This is a genomic window from Cupriavidus sp. C3SS-1 (assembly GCF_057073755.1).
This window is the reverse complement of the sequence record NZ_CP172699.1, coordinates 2,155,000-2,169,809: the sequence shown is the minus strand read 5'-3', so window position 1 is coordinate 2,169,809 and position 14,810 is coordinate 2,155,000. Positions and strand designations below refer to the sequence as shown.

Here is a 14,810-nt window from a genome sequence, read left to right as displayed (position 1 = left end):
ATGAACCTCGACGCCTTGCAGCAACGTCTCGGCTACCGATTCAGCAAGCCTGAGTTGCTGCAGCAGGCGCTGACGCACCGCAGCCACAGCGCCCAGCACAACGAACGCCTGGAATTCCTGGGGGATTCGGTGCTGAACTGCGCCGTGGCGGACATGCTGTTCGGCATGTTCAGCAAGCTGGATGAGGGCGACCTGTCGCGCGTGCGCGCCAACCTGGTCAAGCAGCAGGCGCTGTACGAGATCGCCCAGATGCTGCAGCTCTCCGACGCGCTGCGCCTGGGCGAGGGCGAGTTGAAGAGCGGTGGTTTCCGGCGTCCGTCGATCCTGGCCGATGCGCTCGAAGCCATCGTCGGCGCGGTGTTCCTCGACGCCGGCTTCGAGGCCGCGCGCGCGCTGATCCGCAAGCTGTATATCCCCATCCTGGAGCAGGTGGACCCTCGCACGCTAGGCAAGGACGCCAAGACTCTGCTCCAGGAATACCTGCAAGGCCACAAGATCGCCTTGCCGCAATATAACGTAATCGCCACGCATGGCGCCGCGCACAGCCAGCAGTTTGAAGTCGAGTGCATGGTGCCTAAACTGGAAGTCCGGGTGTTCGGCACCGGCGCCTCGCGCCGGGCGGCGGAGCAGGCGGCGGCCAAGCTGGCGCTCGATGAAGTCCAGAAGCTGGTGCCGCAGCTGCTCAAGCGCAGCCGGGCCGAGCGCACGGGCAAGACGCGCAAGCAGCCGGTGCCACCGGACCCACAGTTGTCTCTCAGGTTGAAGGAATGACCGAATCGAACCATCCGCAGCAGCCCGCTGCGGATACCCCAGCCAAGGCGTTCCGCTGCGGCACCGTGGCCATTGTCGGCCGCCCCAATGTCGGCAAGTCCACGCTGATGAATGCGCTGGTCGGCCAGAAGATCAGCATCACGTCGCGCAAGGCGCAGACCACTCGCCACCGGCTCGTCGGCATCCAGACCACCGACGACGCGCAGTATGTCTTCGTTGACACGCCCGGATTCCAGACCCGCCACGCCAGCGCGCTGAACCGCTCGCTCAATCGCGCGGTCACTTCCACGTTGTCCTCGGTGGATCTGGTGCTGTTCGTGGTCGAAGCCGGTTACTACGGCGCGGATGACGAAAAGGTGCTGGCCTTGCTGCCGAAGAACACGCCGGTGCTGCTGGTGACGAACAAGCTCGACCGCGTCACCGACGACCGCGCCGGGGTGATGATGCCCTTCCTGGAAAAGATGGGGCAGCTCTTTCCGTTCCGCGAAGTGGTGCCGATGTCGGCCAAGACGCATGACCATATCACGCGCCTGTTCGAGATCCTGCGGCCTTACCTGCCGGAAGGCGAGCCGATGTACGACGCCGACGCGATGACCGATCGCAGCGAGCGCTTCCTGGCCTCGGAGATCATCCGCGAGAAGGTGTTCCGCTGGACCGGCGACGAACTGCCGTACACGAGCACTGTCATCATCGATAAGTTCGAGACGGAAGGGCGCCTGCGCCGCGTCTTTGCCACCATCCTGGTCGAGCGCGACGCGCACAAGGCCATGATCATCGGCAACAAGGGCAGCAAGCTCAAGCAGATTTCCACCGAGGCGCGCCTCGACATGGAAAAGCTCTTCGATGGCAAGGTCTACCTGGAAATGTGGATCAAGGTGAAGAGCGGCTGGGCCGATAACGAAGCCGGACTGCGCGCCTACGGCTACGAGTGAGCAAGATGCCTGACTTCGCGCGCGGGCCCGGCAAGGTCCGCCGCGCCGATCCGGTCGTGGATGAAGCCGCCGAACTGCTGGACAACCGGGCGCTGCCCGGCATGTCCGGCGCCGCCGGCCGCGCGATGATGGATCGGGCGATGCGCATCGTTCCGGCGCGCAGCGAATCGCGCGTGTCGGAGCAGCCGGGCTTTGTCCTGCATGCGTGGCCGTATCGCGAAACCAGCCTGATCCTCGATGTATTCACCCGCGACCACGGCCGGCTGTCGATGGTTGCCAAGGGCGCCAAGCGGCCGCATTCGTCGCTGCGTCCGGTGCTGCAGCACTTTCATCCGATCTCGCTGTCGTGGAGTGGACGTGGCGAGGTCAAGACGCTGACGCGCGCGGAATGGGTCGGCGGCATGCCGCCGCTGTCCGGCGACGCGCTGCTGTCCGCGTTCTACCTCAATGAACTGCTGATGCGGTTCTGTCCGCGCGAGGACGGACATCCGGCCTTGTTCCGCCACTACATGGCTACGCTCACGCGCCTGGCGCATGGCGAGTCCGCGGGCCTGGTGCTGCGCAGCTTCGAGCGCGTGCTGCTGCAGGAAACGGGTTTCGCGGTGGCCTTCGACCAGTGCCTGAGCACCGGCGAACGCGTGCAGCCCGGACTCGACTATGTCTACCAGCCCGAGCGCGGCGTGCGCAGGGCCCAGCCAAGCGACCCGTCGTCGTGGCCCGTGGTGTCGGGCCAGACCTTGCTCGACATGTCGGAGGATGATTACGGGCGCGCGCAAACGGCACTGCAAAGCCGCGCGCTGATGCGCTTCCTTCTGCATTATTATTTGCAGGGTGCGCCGCTCAAGACGCGGCAGATCCTGATCGACCTGCACTACCTTTGACCCGCCGGGCTACCGGCCCACTGCTGATTCCGCAAGCATGATCTTCCACGCAAATCCGGGCGTCATCGACCTTGGCGTCAATATCGACCACGTTGCCACGCTGCGCAATGCGCGCGGCACGGTGTATCCCGATCCGATCCAGGCCGCGCTGCAGGCCGAGGAGGCCGGCGCGGACCTGATCACGCTGCACCTGCGCGAAGACCGTCGCCATATCCGCGACGCCGATGTGCGCGCGCTGCGCCCGCTGCTGACCACGCGCATGAACCTGGAATGCGCGATCACGCAGGAGATGCTCGATATCGCCTGCGAGATCCGTCCGCAGGATGTGTGCCTCGTGCCCGAACGGCGCGAAGAGGTGACCACCGAAGGCGGCCTCGATGTGGCGGGGCGTTTTGAACAGGTTAGCGCGGCATGCAAGCAACTCGCCTCGGCGGGTATCCGCGTGTCGCTGTTCATCGACGCCGATGCCGACCAGATTGCCGCCGCCGCCGCCTGTGGCGCGCCCGTGATCGAACTCCATACCGGCCGCTACGCCGACGCGCACACGCCTGACGAGCAGGCTATCGAATTGCGCCGCGTTGCCGATGGCGTCGATGCCGGCATCCGTCATGGCCTGGTGGTCAATGCGGGCCATGGCCTGCACTACACCAACGTGCAGCCTATCGCCGCGCTGCCGGGTATCAAGGAGCTGAACATCGGCCACGCGATCGTCGCGCACGCCGTGTTCGCCGGCTGGCAGAACGCCGTGCGCGAGATCAAGGCCATCATGGTGGCCGCGCGCCTTGGTACCCGCTATCCCGTTGCGGGCAGCCCGGCGTGATCTACGGCGTCGGCACTGACATCATCGAGATCGCGCGTGTGCAAGGCGTGATGGAGCGCACGCGCGGCCGTTTCGCGGAGAAGGTGCTGGGCCCGGATGAACTGGTCAAGTACCACGCGCGCAAGGCGCGCTCCGAGCGGCGCGGCCTGGCCTTCCTGGCAACGCGCTTCGCCGCCAAGGAAGCCTTCTCCAAGGCGATCGGGCTCGGCATGCGCTGGCCGATGACCTGGCGCGCGATGGAACTGATGAACCTGCCGTCGGGCGAGCCGACACCGGTATGCCATGGCGAGCTCGCCCAATGGATCCGGGAACGCGGCCTGACGATACGTGTCAGTGTCAGTGATGAACACGCCTATGCGGTTGCTTTTGCAATCGCCGAGCGGGGCGGCCATGCGGCCACTCCGGAAACTCCAGCCTAGCCTCGAACCCTATCCATGACCAAGAAGCTCTCCGGCAAACGGCCGGGACCGGTGGTGCTTGATGTTGTCGGCAAGCAGCTCGACGCCGAAGACGCGCGCCGCATTGCACATCCGCTGACCGGTGGCGTGATCCTGTTCGCGCGCAATTTCGAATCGCGCGCGCAACTGCTGGCGCTGACGCGCGCCATTCGTGCTCTTCGCGACGACGTGCTGATCTGCATCGACCATGAAGGCGGCCGCGTGCAGCGCTGCAAGACCGACGGCTTCACGCACCTGCCCGCCATGGGCAAGCTGGGCGAGCTGTGGGACCGCGACGTTCTGGCCGCTACCAAGGCCGCGGTGGCTTGCGGCTACGTGCTGGCCGCTGAACTGCGCGCCTGCGATGTCGACCTGAGCTTTACGCCGGTGCTGGACCTCGACTACGGCCGCAGCGCCGTGATCGGCGACCGCGCCTTCCACGCCGATCCGCGCGTGGTCACCATGCTGGCGGGGCACCTGAACCACGGCTTGTTGCTGGCGGGCATGAGCAACTGCGGCAAGCATTTTCCCGGCCACGGTTACGTGGAAGCGGACTCGCATGTCGCGATTCCCGTGGACGAGCGGCCGCTGGAAGAGATCCTCGGGCAGGATGCGCGCCCGTACGACTGGATGGGCCTGTCGCTGTCGTCGGTCATGCCGGCACACGTGATCTACCCGAAGGTCGATCCCAATCCGGCGGGCTTCTCGCCGTTCTGGCTGCAGGACATCCTGCGCGCGCAACTGGGCTTCGAGGGCGTCATCTTCAGCGACGATCTGAGCATGGAAGGGGCCAGCGTGGCCGGCAACGTCACGCAGGCCGCGCGGGCTGCACTGGCTGCGGGCTGTGACATGGTGCTGATCTGCAACCACCCCGAGCGTGCCGACCAGTTGCTGGCGGAACTCGATAGCGGCATCGACAAGACTTCACAGCGCCGCATCCGCAAGCTGTTCGCACGCCGCAAGCCGCTCGACTGGAACAAGCTGCAGCAGGAGGGCGAATATCGCGCCGCGCTGCGTTTGCTGAAGGACCACGAACTGATCGCCTGAACGGGTAGCCGCGTCGTTTGCGGCAGGCAACAAAAAAGGCAGCGAGGCTGCCTTTTTCGTTTCCGGCCCCGCTTGGTCGGCGGGGCGAGCCGTGCGCTCAGTTGGCGCGGCTGCGGTATTCGCCGGTACGGGTATCGATTTCGATCTTGTCGCCGATGTTGCAGAACAGCGGCACTTGCAGTTCGAAGCCCGTGTTGATCTTGGCGCCCTTCAGCACCTTGCCCGACGAGGTGTCGCCCTTGACGGCCGGCTCGGTGTAGACGATTTCGCGCACCAGCGTGGTCGGCATGTCGACCGAGATGGCCTTCTCGTTGTAGAACACCACTTCTACGGCCATGCCGTCTTCGAGGTAGTTCAGCGCGTCGCCCATGCTGTCGCCCTCGACTTCGAACTGGTTGTAGTCGGCGTCCATGAACACGTACATCGGATCGGCGAAGTACGAGTAGGTGCATTCGCGGCGCTCGAGCATCACGACTTCGAACTTGTCGTCGGCCTTGAACACCGACTCGCCCGGGGCTTCGGTGAGCAGGTTCTTGTACTTCATCTTGACCACGGCAGCGTTGCGGCCCGACTTGTTGTACTCGGCCTTCTGCACAACCATCGGGACGCCGTTCATCATGAACACGTTGCCGACGCGGAGTTCCTGTGCGGTTTTCATCTGAACTGTTTTCCTGAAAAAGAAAGTCTCGGAAATTGGTATGGCGAGGTGTGGCGCAGGCGCGGCCAGCAGGAAGCCCTGTCGCCTTGCCGCTTCTGGCGCCTGCTGGGCCCGTGCCCACGTGCGCTTGACCCCGTGCTCAGTGTTCGCTCAGGTCCCCGCGCCGCGGCGCGCGCGTGGCAGCGCTGCCCTCTGGTATGGGAGCCTTGGTTACCAGGCCCGGTCGCCATCAAATCAACCCGCTATTTTACCCGATTTTCACAGAACGCCACGAGATTTGCCGCCAGGTCACCCAAGCCAAGCAGGCGCGCCTGCCATTGGCGGGCGGCTTGTGCCAGCACGGGCAGCTTGCGGCGCAAGTCGGTCCAGTCGGGTGCGTTGCCGTACGCATTCCAGGCGTGCCAGAAATCCGCCAGGGCCGTGGCCGCGGCGGCGTCCACGCCGCTGCGGCGGAACAGCGCGAGCCAGGCGTCGAGCTTGTCGCGGTGCGCGTCCTCATCCTGCGGGTAGATGTGCCAGACCAGCGGCCGCGCCGCCCACTGCGCGCGCACGAACGAGTCTTCTCCGCGCACAAAATTGAGGTCGCAGGACCACAGCATTTCGTCGTAGAGCTCCTGCCGCACGAAGGGCACGATGTTGACCTGCAGGTTGCCCCGTACCAGCGCCTTGCCCGGCGCTGCGCTTTCCCCTGACCACGCTGCAAGCTGCTCGGCCGCCATGCCTTGCGGAATCAGGCACTGGATCGGTTCCGAGCCATCGCGCCATTGCTCAAGCAACGCGGGTAGCGCAGTGTTCTGGTACGAAAACAGGCTGACCTTGAGCGCGCTTGCATCGCGGGTCGCGCGCAGCCGGTGCCACAGGGCGGCCTGGGCGGCCGGACCGGCCAGGAAGGTGTCCCGCTGTGCGCCCAGCATCGATTCGCGCAGCAAGCCGCCGGTCCCGTGCTCGAAACCGGGGAAGAAGAAGTGCTTCGTCAGCGGCAGCCGCGGATGCGGTGAAGGCATGCCGTGGTGCTCGCGCACCCAGGACTCCGCGCTCAGGTATTCAAGGTTGATCCATGCCGGGGCGCGCTCGCGTGCCACCATGCGGGCAAGGAAAACCTCCGGCAGGTCGCAGGCAAAGGCTTCGATGACGGCGTCGTGCACGGTAAGGTTGCCAAAGCGGGCGCGGTCATCGGCATCGCCACCGGGGCGCCAGGTGCGGATTTCCACGCCGGACAGGCGCTGCTGCCGCGCTGCCGTGTCCAGCGCGGGCGCCAGCCGGGAAAAGCTCTGCAGGTCATCGACCCACAGGCGCACCGCATGGCCGTGTTCCTGCGCGAGCTGGCGTGCCAGCCGCCAGCAGACGCCGATATCGCCGAAATTGTCGATGACGGTGCAGAAGATGTCCCAGGAACGGATTGGCATGTCGGAGGTGGCAGGCAAGGCAGGGCGGGCGGGCAAAGCGAGGGAGGGCAGTGAATTGCTCTAAACTTCGGATTTTAGAGCCGTTGCCGCGAATCGCGAGCCGGCCACATCGAATTGGTCATCGTCCCCCATGTCCGACCCGCTTCCTGACGCTTCGGCCCTGCCGCCCGAAGCGGCACCGGCAGAACCCTTCGACCCCAAGCCCGTCATCGCCCGCCTGCCGGGCTTGCCCGGCGTGTATCGTTATATCGACAGCGCCGGCAACGTGCTCTATGTCGGCAAGGCGCGCGACCTCAAGAAGCGGGTATCGAGCTACTTCAACAAGACCCAGCTGTCGCCACGCATCGCCATGATGGTGGCCAGGATCGCGCGCATCGATACCACCGTGGTGCGCACCGAGGCCGAGGCCCTGCTGCTCGAGAACAACCTGATCAAGGCGCTGGCGCCGCGGTACAACATCCTGTTCCGCGACGACAAGTCCTATCCCTTCCTCAAGCTGACCGGCCATCGTTTTCCGCGCATGGCCTACTACCGTGGCGCCACGGACCGCAAGCACCAGTACTTCGGTCCGTTCCCGAGCGCCTACGCAGTGCGCGAGAGCATGCAGATCCTGCAGAAGGTGTTCCAGCTGCGCACCTGCGAGGATACGGTCTTCAACAACCGGACCCGGCCCTGCCTGCTGCACCAGATCCACCGCTGCACGGGCCCATGCGTGGGCGCGATCAACGAGGCGGACTACGCGCGCGACGTCGGCAATGCGGCGCGCTTCCTGCAAGGCCGCGAAACCGAGGTGCTTGAGGGGCTGCAGTCGAAGATGGAAGAGCATTCCACCCGGCTGGAGTTCGAGCAGGCCGCTGCGGTGCGCGACCAGATCGCGGCGCTGTCGACCGTGCTCAAGCGGCAGGCGGTGGAGGAGGTCGGCCAGGCGCGGGACATCGACGTGCTGGCGGCGGTCGTGGAAGGCGGACGCGCGTGCGTCAACCTGGCCATGGTGCGCGGCGGTCGCCACCTTGGCGACAAGGCCTATTTCCCCGCGCATGCCGACGAGGCGGCGATGATCGTCGAGGACGGCGACGAGGGGGCAGAGGGCACGGAAGGCGCGGAAGGCGAACCGGCACCGGCCGGGCCGCCGGGCGTCGAGCGCATTGCAGCGCGCGTGTTGTCGGCGTTCATGGCGCAGCATTACCTGGATCAGGCGGCGCCCCCGATCATCGTCGTCAGCCACGTTCCCGACGATGCCGCATTGCTGGATGCCCTGGCGCTCCACGCCGGGCGCAAGATCGCGCTGGTGCGGCAGCCGCAGGGCCAGCGCAAGGCCTGGCTGGAGATGGCGCAGCAGGGTGCGGCACTGGCGCTGGCGCGGCGGCTCGCGGAACAGGGCAGCCAGGAGGCGCGCACGCGTGCGCTCGCGGAGACGATCGGCATCGACCTGGAAGACCTGGCATTGCTGCGTGTGGAGTGCTTCGACATCAGCCACACCGCTGGCGAGGCCACCCAGGCGTCCTGCGTCGTGTTTCACCATCACGACATGCAGAACGGCGAATACCGCCGCTACAACATTCAGGACATCACGCCGGGCGACGACTACGCGGCCATGCGCCAGGTGCTGACGCGCCGGTACCAGAAGCTGGTCGAGCAGATGCAGGAGGAGGGCGGCCAGGATGCCGCCGGCGAGGCCTCGTCGCCGCTGCCGCACGTGGTGCTCATCGACGGCGGCAAGGGGCAGGTCGAGGTGGCGCGCCAGGTGTTCGAGGAGCTGGGGCTTGATATCGGGCTGCTGGTGGGCGTCGCCAAGGGCGAGGGCCGCAAGGTCGGCCTCGAAACCCTGGTATTCGCGGATGGGCGGCCATCGCTCGAACTCGGGCAGGGCAGTGCGGCGCTGATGCTGGTCGCGCAGATCCGCGACGAGGCGCACCGCTTTGCCATCACGGGCATGCGCGCGCGCCGGGCCAAGGCACGCACGACCTCGCGGCTGGAAGAGATCGAGGGCGTGGGTGCGCGCCGGCGGCAGAAGCTTCTGACCCGTTTTGGCGGCCTGCGCGGCGTCATGGCAGCCAGCATTGACGAGCTGGCCAGCGTCGACGGCATCTCCCGCGGCCTAGCCGAGGAAATCTACCGTCAGCTTCATTGATGTCCCAGGCCGGCGATTTACCCCGCCGGGCGTGCATTGGCGCCGAAATCGGCGACAATCGCGGAATTCGTCATTGCCCCGTCGGTCTCCGAGCCCCATGCCCTTCAATATCCCGATCCTGCTGACCTGGTTGCGCGTTGCCATGATTCCCCTCGTGGTGGGCGTGTACTACCTGCCGGAAGCATGGCTGCCGATGCACACGAAGAACGTCACGGCGGCGTCCTTCTTCATCGTCGCGGCGGTCACGGACTGGCTGGACGGCTTCCTGGCGCGGCGCTGGAACCAGACCTCGGCCTTCGGCGCGTTCCTGGATCCCGTGGCCGACAAGCTGATGGTCACCGCGGCACTGCTGTCGCTGCTGGCCCTGGGCCGGGTGGCGGACCTGGTGGCCCTGGTCATCATCGGCCGCGAGATCACGATCTCGGCCTTGCGGGAATGGATGGCGCAGATCGGCGCTTCCAAGAGCGTGGCGGTGAACTTCCTCGGCAAGCTGAAGACCACGGTGCAGATGATCGCGATCCCGATGCTGCTCTTCAGTGACCGGCTGTTCGGCATCGACGCGCAGGTGGTGGGCACCTGGATGATCTACGTGGCCGCGGTCCTGACGCTGTGGTCGATGTTCTATTACATGAAGCTGGCCTGGCCGCAGATCCGCGAGCGCGCCGGCGTTCTTGGTGAGGCGCGCACACAAAAATGATGCCGCGCGCAAAAAAGTGTTGACGAGCAGATCTGTCCTTTGCAATAATCTTGTTCTCGCTGCTGACGACGCAAACGAAAGCGGCGAGATAAGCTGGTTTAGCGCAAGAAGCTGTTGTTTGCAGTCAATTGCGTGCTCGCCTCGATGGTGAGCGTAAAACGGCGCAATGCGGGAGTAGCTCAGTTGGTAGAGCGCAACCTTGCCAAGGTTGAGGTCGAGAGTTCGAGACTCTTCTCCCGCTCCAGGTTAATTCGGGTGCGGTAACAAGCGATGGCTTGTCGTTGGACTCGTAGCAGTAAAAGTTTTACGCGGGAGTAGCTCAGTTGGTAGAGCGCAACCTTGCCAAGGTTGAGGTCGAGAGTTCGAGACTCTTCTCCCGCTCCATCCCCAAAGGGAAGCAGCGCTTCCCTTTTTGTTTGGGTTGGTAGCCGCAAGCAGCATCGGTTGATGCGGGTACAATTCAGCAGCACGTCACCTGGCGGGGTGGCAGAGTGGTTATGCAGCGGCCTGCAAAGCCGTGTACGCCGGTTCGATTCCGACCTCCGCCTCCAGTTGAAAAAGATGCAGCGCCCCATGGGCGCTGTTTTCGTTTGCGCCTCGTCTGCATCGATCTACGCTTGCGCACCGACTTGTTGGGCCGTGATCCGAAGATACTCGGTAAAGGCCAGCAGCCCCCGTGTCGGAAACTTGTCCTGGTGCACCACTAATTGCAGCGGACGGACAATGCGGGGCAAGCCTTGCCGCACCGCTACCAGCGTGCCGCGCTCCAGTTCATCGCGGACCACGTGCAGCGACAGGCAACTCACGCCGAAACCACTCATCACCGCACGCTTGATCGCCTCGGCATTGCCCAGTTCGAGCGCGAAGCGTAGCTCGCCCAGCAGGGGCATCAGTCTTTCTTCAATGATCTCCCGGGTACCGGAGCCCGGCTCGCGCACGATCCATTCGGCATCGCGCAGGCCATCAAGGGGCGCGTTCGGCGCGGCAAGTGGATGGGACGGGCCAACCACTACGACCATCTCGTCATCGCACCACGGCATGCTGCGCAGCTCGCGTTCATGGCTGGCGCCTTCGACGAGCCCGATGTCGGCCTCGAACTGCATCACCGAGCGCAAGACGTCGCGGGTATTACCGATGCGCAGATCCAGCTGGCACGGGCCGCCCTGCGAAGCGCGAAAGCCAGCCATCAGCGCCGGCAGGATATAGCTGCCGATCGTATTGCTGGCGGCAATGCGCAGCTGCACCCCGGTCTGTGTCGTGAACCGCTCAAGCTCCTGCGCCTGATCGAGCAAAGACAAGGCGCGCGGAAAGAACTGCCGCCCGGTCTCGTTGATGCTGAGGCGCCTTGCCACCCGGTCGAACAGTGGGCCGTCGAGCGCACGCTCCAGTTCCGCCAGGGAGGCGCTGACGGCCGACTGGGACATGGAGAGGGCTTCCGAGGCCGCCACCGTGCTGCCGTGCTGAGCCACGGAGACGAAGACCTGGAGTTGGCGCAACGTCAGGCGAAGGGGGCGCTGGTCCATATCGACATTTCAGGTAATTCATACCGATATTACCCGTTTTGCAGATTGAGAGGGGGAAGGTACGCTCCATATACCTAATCAAACACCTGCCGCCATGTCATCCGTGTCCGCTACCAATTCCCCCCAGGCTGTTGCGCCAGCCGCCGTGCTGCCGTGGCATCAGCGTCTGCTGCCTTTGCTGCCCCTTGGGGGCGTGGCATGGCTCGCCATGGTTCTGGCCGACCATCCCGCCGTCTCGCGCTATGGCCTGAGCGCCCTGACGCTGGCCATGTTTGCCGGCATGATCGCCGCCAATACCATGCCCAAGCACTGGCTGCAACCGCTGGCGCCTGGCATGCAGATCGCGCGTCAGCACCTGCTGCGCCTGGGCGTGGCCCTGTATGGACTGCGACTGACCTTTGCCTCGATTGCCGCGCTCGGCTTGTCCGGCATCGTGGTGCCGCTCGCCATGCTGCTTGGCACGCTGCTTTTTGGCACCTTGATCGGTACGAAAGTATTCGGCCTGAGCCGCCGCGAGGCCATCCTGGTCAGCTCGGGCAGCGCCATCTGCGGCGCCGCCGCGGCAATCGCCGTGTCGTCCGTCGTGCGTACCGACGACAAGCAGACGGCGGTCGCGGTGGCCACGGTGGTGCTGTTTGGTACTGTCGGCATGCTGCTCTATCCGTACCTGTTCGAGCTGGTGACGGGCACCTACCACTGGAATATCAGCGAACGCATGTTCGGCATCTTCACCGGCGCGACGCTGCACGAAGTCGCACAGGTGATTGCGGCGGGCAAGATGATTGGCGATACGACCGCGGACGCCGCCGTCGTGACCAAGATGGTGCGCGTGCTGGCACTCGGCCCGGTGCTGCTGGTGATGGCCTTGTGGCCGAACAAGGATGCCAAGGCCCAAGGCGGTGGCCCGCGCCTGAGCGGCCTGCTGAAGTCGGTGCCGTGGTTCGCGGTTGGCTTCGTCGCCGTGATGGCGGTGAATTCGGCGGGCGTCGTTCCGCAGGAATGGAAGGCCGGCCTGACCGCGCTGGACAACTGGATGCTTGCCTGCGCCATGCTGGCCATCGGCCTGCACACGCGGATCGGCGACCTGCTGCGCGCCGGGCGCAAGCCGCTTGCCCTGGCTGGCGTGATCTTTGTCTTCCTGATGGCCGGCGGCGCAGCGCTCTGCTACCTGATGGCCTGAACGGAAGGGCGGGATGAGACGGCGGCCGCAGCCAGCTTGGTGCGGCCGACGGGACTCGAACCCGTAAGCCCGTAAGGGCGGCAGATTTTAAGTCTGCTGAGTCTACCAATTTCTCCACGGCCGCGCGGAAAGGCCAACATTGTGGTGGTTGCGCATCCGGGATGCAAGTGCGGGCTGCGAGCGCTCCTTCTCAAAGCCGGTTCTCCAGCAAAGTGATCCGTCTGTTACGGCTCGTAACAATGTCGTGAGCGCCGTTGCACCTGGAAATTTCCGAACCACTAAAATAGAGCCATCAGGAATCCGGGACAGAGGGGCGGGAAATGAAACGTTGGTGGCTCGCAGCATTCGGTATCGTCGCTGGCCTTGCGTCGGGTGCGGCAATGGCCCATGTGAGCGTCGGCGTTGCGATCGGTGTGCCTGGCGTGGTTGTCGGCGCCCCAGCTTATTATCCTCCGGCCCCGGTGTACTATCCGCCAGCTCCGCCGGTCGTGGTGGCGCCCGCTCCGGTGTACTACGCCCCGGCGCCGGTGTATTACGGCCCGCGGTACTACGGTCCCGGTCCGCGTTATTACGGCCCGCGCTACTATGGCCCGCGCCCGTACTACGGACCCCGTGGGTACCACGGTCATGGCCATTGGCGCTGATAGCCAGCCCTCCAAGGTTTTTGAAAGAAAGAGCCCCGATTCGGGGCTCTTTTATTTTGTCCGCTTCGCGCGATACAAGTGAAGGGCCGCTCCCGGCAAGTTCCCTAACGGTTGGTGTCATCAAATTTCCTGAATAGATCGCTCAAAGGCCTAGGGATACCACTATTAGGGTTTCCCCTAAACTGCATCTGTGACGCCGCAATGTCACACGAAAAGATCGTGGTCCTCGCGGCGCCTGTCTGTCAGAGAAAAAGGGGAATCTCATGAATATCAAGCGTAGTTTGGCGACTGTCGCCGCCCTGTCGGCGCTTTCCGCTGTGTCGCTGCCGTCGTTTGCCGGTACGGGCAAGGTCGATCCGTTCCTGGATGGTGCCAAGGTCGGGAAGGTGGATGCGTTCACCGACGGCGCGCGTGTCGGCAAGACCGATCCCTATACCGACGGCGCCCGGATCAGCAAGCCGGATCCGTTCACCGACGGTGCCCGCACCAGCAAGCCGGACCCATTTACCGACGGCGCCTGACGCATGACGGTTGCCGGCGTCTCGCGACGTCGGCGGATCGACAACATGACCCGCCTGATGTGCGGGTCATGTTGTTTTGGGCAATTGTGTTTTGTCCCTCGCAGGCACACCTCGCGCGGTGACCGGGACATTTGCGCGGCGCTATACTTCCGCCTCACACCGTATGAACATCAGGAGAGTGGTATGCAGCAAAAGACCGTGCTGACGGCAGAAGACGTGAAGAAGATCATGGCCGCAGCAGAGGCCGAGGCAAAGGCGCACCAGTGGGCCGTCTCGATCGTCGTGGTGGACGATGGTGGCCACATGCTTGCCATGCAGCGCCTGGACGGCACGGCGCCGATCTCGGCCTATATCGCGACGGAGAAGGCCCGCACTTCGGCCCTGGGTCGCCGCGAGTCGAAGGTCTACGAAGACATGATCAACAACGGTCGCTATTCCTTCATGACTGCCCCGACGCTGCAGGGCATGCTGGAAGGCGGCGTGCCCATCGTCTGCAACGAGCAGGTCGTAGGAGCGGTAGGTGTTTCGGGTGTCAAGTCGACGGAAGACGCCCAGATCGCCCGTGCTGGTATCGCGGTGCTGGGTCTCTGATCCCCTGATCCCATTCGCCGGAAGCCCCACCTGGCTGCGGGGCTGGCAAGCGCGTCGCCTTGCCATCGGCAGGCAGGCCATTCGGCCTGCCGCCTCTCACTTTCTGTGACGGCCGGCACTGCAGTGCCAGCGCCGTGTCATTCCCTTACTTTGTCAAGATCAGCTTGCCGTAGCGCGTGACGCGCAGCGTGTAGATGTCGCCGTTATGGCGGATCGGCAGCGTCGTGGCCCCACGCATGATGGTTTCGAGCGCGACAGGCTCGGCCACGGGCGAATTCGGCAAGCTGTCGCGCACCAGGGCTTCCAGGCGGGCCGGAATGGCCGCCACAGCGGATTTCACGGATTCCAGCGCGGATGCCGCTGGCGTATCGCGTCGGCCCTGCGGGGCAACTTCCACGCGCCGCAGCGACAGGCGGCGGCGGGTAACTTCACGGGGTTGCGACAGCGGCAGGGAAAGGGTGCTCATCATCTGGCTCCGTTCGGCAATGAGGGATTGGCTTGCACGCCGGGCGCATGGCGTCACCGGAGGTCCGTGCTTGCGATGGAAGAAGCATAAATGAGAACCGTTATC

General features: G+C 64.8%; 16 protein-coding genes and 4 tRNA genes. 15 read left to right on the top strand and 5 right to left on the bottom strand.

The window, feature by feature from the left end:
• Genes rnc through nagZ form a run of 6 tightly spaced genes read left to right on the top strand, consistent with a single transcriptional unit; the run spans window position 1 to window position 4,888 of the window.
• The gene (gene rnc / locus ACIGJC_RS10075; RefSeq protein ID WP_483708638.1) at window positions 1–771 is read left to right on the top strand and encodes a ribonuclease III; all 771 of its coding nucleotides are present in this window, start codon (window positions 1–3) and stop codon (window positions 769–771) included.
• On the top strand, window positions 768–1,703 hold the full coding sequence (gene era / locus ACIGJC_RS10070) for a GTPase Era (protein ID WP_483708637.1): 936 nt from the start codon (window positions 768–770) through the stop codon (window positions 1,701–1,703). The genes rnc and era overlap by 4 nt, the downstream gene beginning before the upstream one ends.
• 5 nt (window positions 1,704–1,708) lie before the next feature.
• Window positions 1,709–2,584 carry a DNA repair protein RecO gene (recO, locus tag ACIGJC_RS10065; protein WP_483708636.1) on the top strand — a complete coding sequence of 292 codons (876 nt, stop codon included), beginning with the start codon at window positions 1,709–1,711 and terminating at the stop codon, window positions 2,582–2,584.
• Between the two features lie 37 nt (window positions 2,585–2,621).
• Window positions 2,622–3,404 carry a pyridoxine 5'-phosphate synthase gene (pdxJ, locus tag ACIGJC_RS10060; protein WP_483708635.1) on the top strand — a complete coding sequence of 261 codons (783 nt, stop codon included), beginning with the start codon at window positions 2,622–2,624 and terminating at the stop codon, window positions 3,402–3,404.
• Window positions 3,401–3,823: a holo-ACP synthase gene (gene acpS / locus ACIGJC_RS10055; protein WP_483708634.1), complete on the top strand. Its 423-nt coding sequence runs from the start codon at window positions 3,401–3,403 to the stop codon at window positions 3,821–3,823. The genes pdxJ and acpS overlap by 4 nt, the downstream gene beginning before the upstream one ends.
• Before the next feature lie 15 nt (window positions 3,824–3,838).
• A complete protein-coding gene (gene nagZ / locus ACIGJC_RS10050; RefSeq protein WP_483708633.1) occupies window positions 3,839–4,888 on the top strand; it encodes a beta-N-acetylhexosaminidase in 1,050 nt (349 codons plus the stop codon).
• 97 nt (window positions 4,889–4,985) lie between these two features.
• Here nagZ and efp read toward each other — a convergent pair whose 3' ends face one another.
• The gene (gene efp, locus ACIGJC_RS10045) at window positions 4,986–5,546 is read right to left on the bottom strand and encodes an elongation factor P (RefSeq protein WP_483708632.1); all 561 of its coding nucleotides are present in this window, start codon (window positions 5,544–5,546) and stop codon (window positions 4,986–4,988) included.
• Between the two features lie 242 nt (window positions 5,547–5,788).
• Window positions 5,789–6,952 carry an elongation factor P maturation arginine rhamnosyltransferase EarP gene (gene earP, locus ACIGJC_RS10040; RefSeq protein ID WP_483708631.1) on the bottom strand — a complete coding sequence of 388 codons (1,164 nt, stop codon included), beginning with the start codon at window positions 6,950–6,952 and terminating at the stop codon, window positions 5,789–5,791.
• A gap of 130 nt (window positions 6,953–7,082) precedes the next feature.
• Between earP and uvrC the strand changes: the two genes are divergently transcribed.
• The 5 genes from uvrC (at window position 7,083) to ACIGJC_RS10015 (ending at window position 10,331) form a co-directional block, all read left to right on the top strand.
• Window positions 7,083–9,083 (top strand): excinuclease ABC subunit UvrC, encoded by a 2,001-nt coding sequence (gene uvrC / locus ACIGJC_RS10035; protein ID WP_483708630.1) that lies wholly within the window; start codon window positions 7,083–7,085, stop codon window positions 9,081–9,083.
• A gap of 97 nt (window positions 9,084–9,180) precedes the next feature.
• The gene (gene pgsA, locus ACIGJC_RS10030; RefSeq protein ID WP_483708629.1) at window positions 9,181–9,780 is read left to right on the top strand and encodes a CDP-diacylglycerol--glycerol-3-phosphate 3-phosphatidyltransferase; all 600 of its coding nucleotides are present in this window, start codon (window positions 9,181–9,183) and stop codon (window positions 9,778–9,780) included.
• A 168-nt stretch (window positions 9,781–9,948) separates the two neighbouring features.
• A tRNA-Gly gene (locus ACIGJC_RS10025) sits at window positions 9,949–10,024 on the top strand.
• A gap of 64 nt (window positions 10,025–10,088) precedes the next feature.
• Window positions 10,089–10,164, top strand: a tRNA-Gly gene (locus ACIGJC_RS10020).
• Between the two features lie 93 nt (window positions 10,165–10,257).
• Window positions 10,258–10,331: transfer RNA gene (locus ACIGJC_RS10015), tRNA-Cys, on the top strand.
• A gap of 60 nt (window positions 10,332–10,391) precedes the next feature.
• On the opposite strand, the gene ACIGJC_RS10010 is transcribed toward ACIGJC_RS10015, so the two are convergent.
• Complete coding sequence (locus ACIGJC_RS10010; RefSeq protein ID WP_483708628.1) at window positions 10,392–11,303, bottom strand: LysR family transcriptional regulator; 912 nt, start codon at window positions 11,301–11,303, stop codon at window positions 10,392–10,394.
• Between the two features lie 94 nt (window positions 11,304–11,397).
• Between ACIGJC_RS10010 and ACIGJC_RS10005 the strand changes: the two genes are divergently transcribed.
• Window positions 11,398–12,483, top strand: a complete 1,086-nt coding sequence (locus ACIGJC_RS10005) for a YeiH family protein (protein ID WP_483708627.1) — start codon at window positions 11,398–11,400, stop codon at window positions 12,481–12,483.
• A 37-nt stretch (window positions 12,484–12,520) separates the two neighbouring features.
• Here ACIGJC_RS10005 and ACIGJC_RS10000 read toward each other — a convergent pair.
• Window positions 12,521–12,607, bottom strand: a tRNA-Leu gene (locus tag ACIGJC_RS10000).
• A gap of 196 nt (window positions 12,608–12,803) precedes the next feature.
• On the opposite strand from ACIGJC_RS10000, the gene ACIGJC_RS09995 reads away from it, so the two are divergent.
• The 3 genes from ACIGJC_RS09995 to ACIGJC_RS09985 all read left to right on the top strand — a co-directional run bounded on the left by ACIGJC_RS09995 (window position 12,804) and on the right by ACIGJC_RS09985 (window position 14,239).
• Complete coding sequence (locus ACIGJC_RS09995) at window positions 12,804–13,127, top strand: hypothetical protein (RefSeq protein ID WP_483708626.1); 324 nt, start codon at window positions 12,804–12,806, stop codon at window positions 13,125–13,127.
• Window positions 13,128–13,390: 263 nt separating this feature from the next.
• The gene (locus ACIGJC_RS09990; RefSeq protein WP_483708625.1) at window positions 13,391–13,648 is read left to right on the top strand and encodes a hypothetical protein; all 258 of its coding nucleotides are present in this window, start codon (window positions 13,391–13,393) and stop codon (window positions 13,646–13,648) included.
• A 183-nt stretch (window positions 13,649–13,831) separates the two neighbouring features.
• The gene (locus ACIGJC_RS09985; RefSeq protein WP_483708624.1) at window positions 13,832–14,239 is read left to right on the top strand and encodes a heme-binding protein; all 408 of its coding nucleotides are present in this window, start codon (window positions 13,832–13,834) and stop codon (window positions 14,237–14,239) included.
• Window positions 14,240–14,384: 145 nt separating this feature from the next.
• Here the strand turns inward: ACIGJC_RS09985 and ACIGJC_RS09980 are convergent, their stop codons facing one another.
• Window positions 14,385–14,705: a hemin uptake protein HemP gene (locus tag ACIGJC_RS09980; protein WP_483708623.1), complete on the bottom strand. Its 321-nt coding sequence runs from the start codon at window positions 14,703–14,705 to the stop codon at window positions 14,385–14,387.
• Between the last annotated feature and the right edge of the window lie 105 nt (window positions 14,706–14,810).

Excerpts from the sequence above, each read along its gene's own strand:
- rnc (WP_483708638.1), top strand. The coding sequence starts at position 1 with ATGAACCTCGACGCCTTGCAGCAACGTCTCGGCTACCGATTCAGCAAG.
- era (WP_483708637.1), top strand. The coding sequence starts at position 768 with ATGACCGAATCGAACCATCCGCAGCAGCCCGCTGCGGATACCCCAGCC.
- recO (WP_483708636.1), top strand. The coding sequence starts at position 1,709 with ATGCCTGACTTCGCGCGCGGGCCCGGCAAGGTCCGCCGCGCCGATCCG.
- pdxJ (WP_483708635.1), top strand. The coding sequence starts at position 2,622 with ATGATCTTCCACGCAAATCCGGGCGTCATCGACCTTGGCGTCAATATC.
- nagZ (WP_483708633.1), top strand. The coding sequence starts at position 3,839 with ATGACCAAGAAGCTCTCCGGCAAACGGCCGGGACCGGTGGTGCTTGAT.
- efp (WP_483708632.1), bottom strand. The coding sequence starts at position 5,546 with ATGAAAACCGCACAGGAACTCCGCGTCGGCAACGTGTTCATGATGAAC.
- earP (WP_483708631.1), bottom strand. The coding sequence starts at position 6,952 with ATGCCAATCCGTTCCTGGGACATCTTCTGCACCGTCATCGACAATTTC.
- uvrC (WP_483708630.1), top strand. The coding sequence starts at position 7,083 with ATGTCCGACCCGCTTCCTGACGCTTCGGCCCTGCCGCCCGAAGCGGCA.
- pgsA (WP_483708629.1), top strand. The coding sequence starts at position 9,181 with ATGCCCTTCAATATCCCGATCCTGCTGACCTGGTTGCGCGTTGCCATG.
- ACIGJC_RS10010 (WP_483708628.1), bottom strand. The coding sequence starts at position 11,303 with ATGGACCAGCGCCCCCTTCGCCTGACGTTGCGCCAACTCCAGGTCTTC.
- ACIGJC_RS10005 (WP_483708627.1), top strand. The coding sequence starts at position 11,398 with ATGTCATCCGTGTCCGCTACCAATTCCCCCCAGGCTGTTGCGCCAGCC.
- ACIGJC_RS09995 (WP_483708626.1), top strand. The coding sequence starts at position 12,804 with ATGAAACGTTGGTGGCTCGCAGCATTCGGTATCGTCGCTGGCCTTGCG.
- ACIGJC_RS09990 (WP_483708625.1), top strand. The coding sequence starts at position 13,391 with ATGAATATCAAGCGTAGTTTGGCGACTGTCGCCGCCCTGTCGGCGCTT.
- ACIGJC_RS09985 (WP_483708624.1), top strand. The coding sequence starts at position 13,832 with ATGCAGCAAAAGACCGTGCTGACGGCAGAAGACGTGAAGAAGATCATG.
- ACIGJC_RS09980 (WP_483708623.1), bottom strand. The coding sequence starts at position 14,705 with ATGAGCACCCTTTCCCTGCCGCTGTCGCAACCCCGTGAAGTTACCCGC.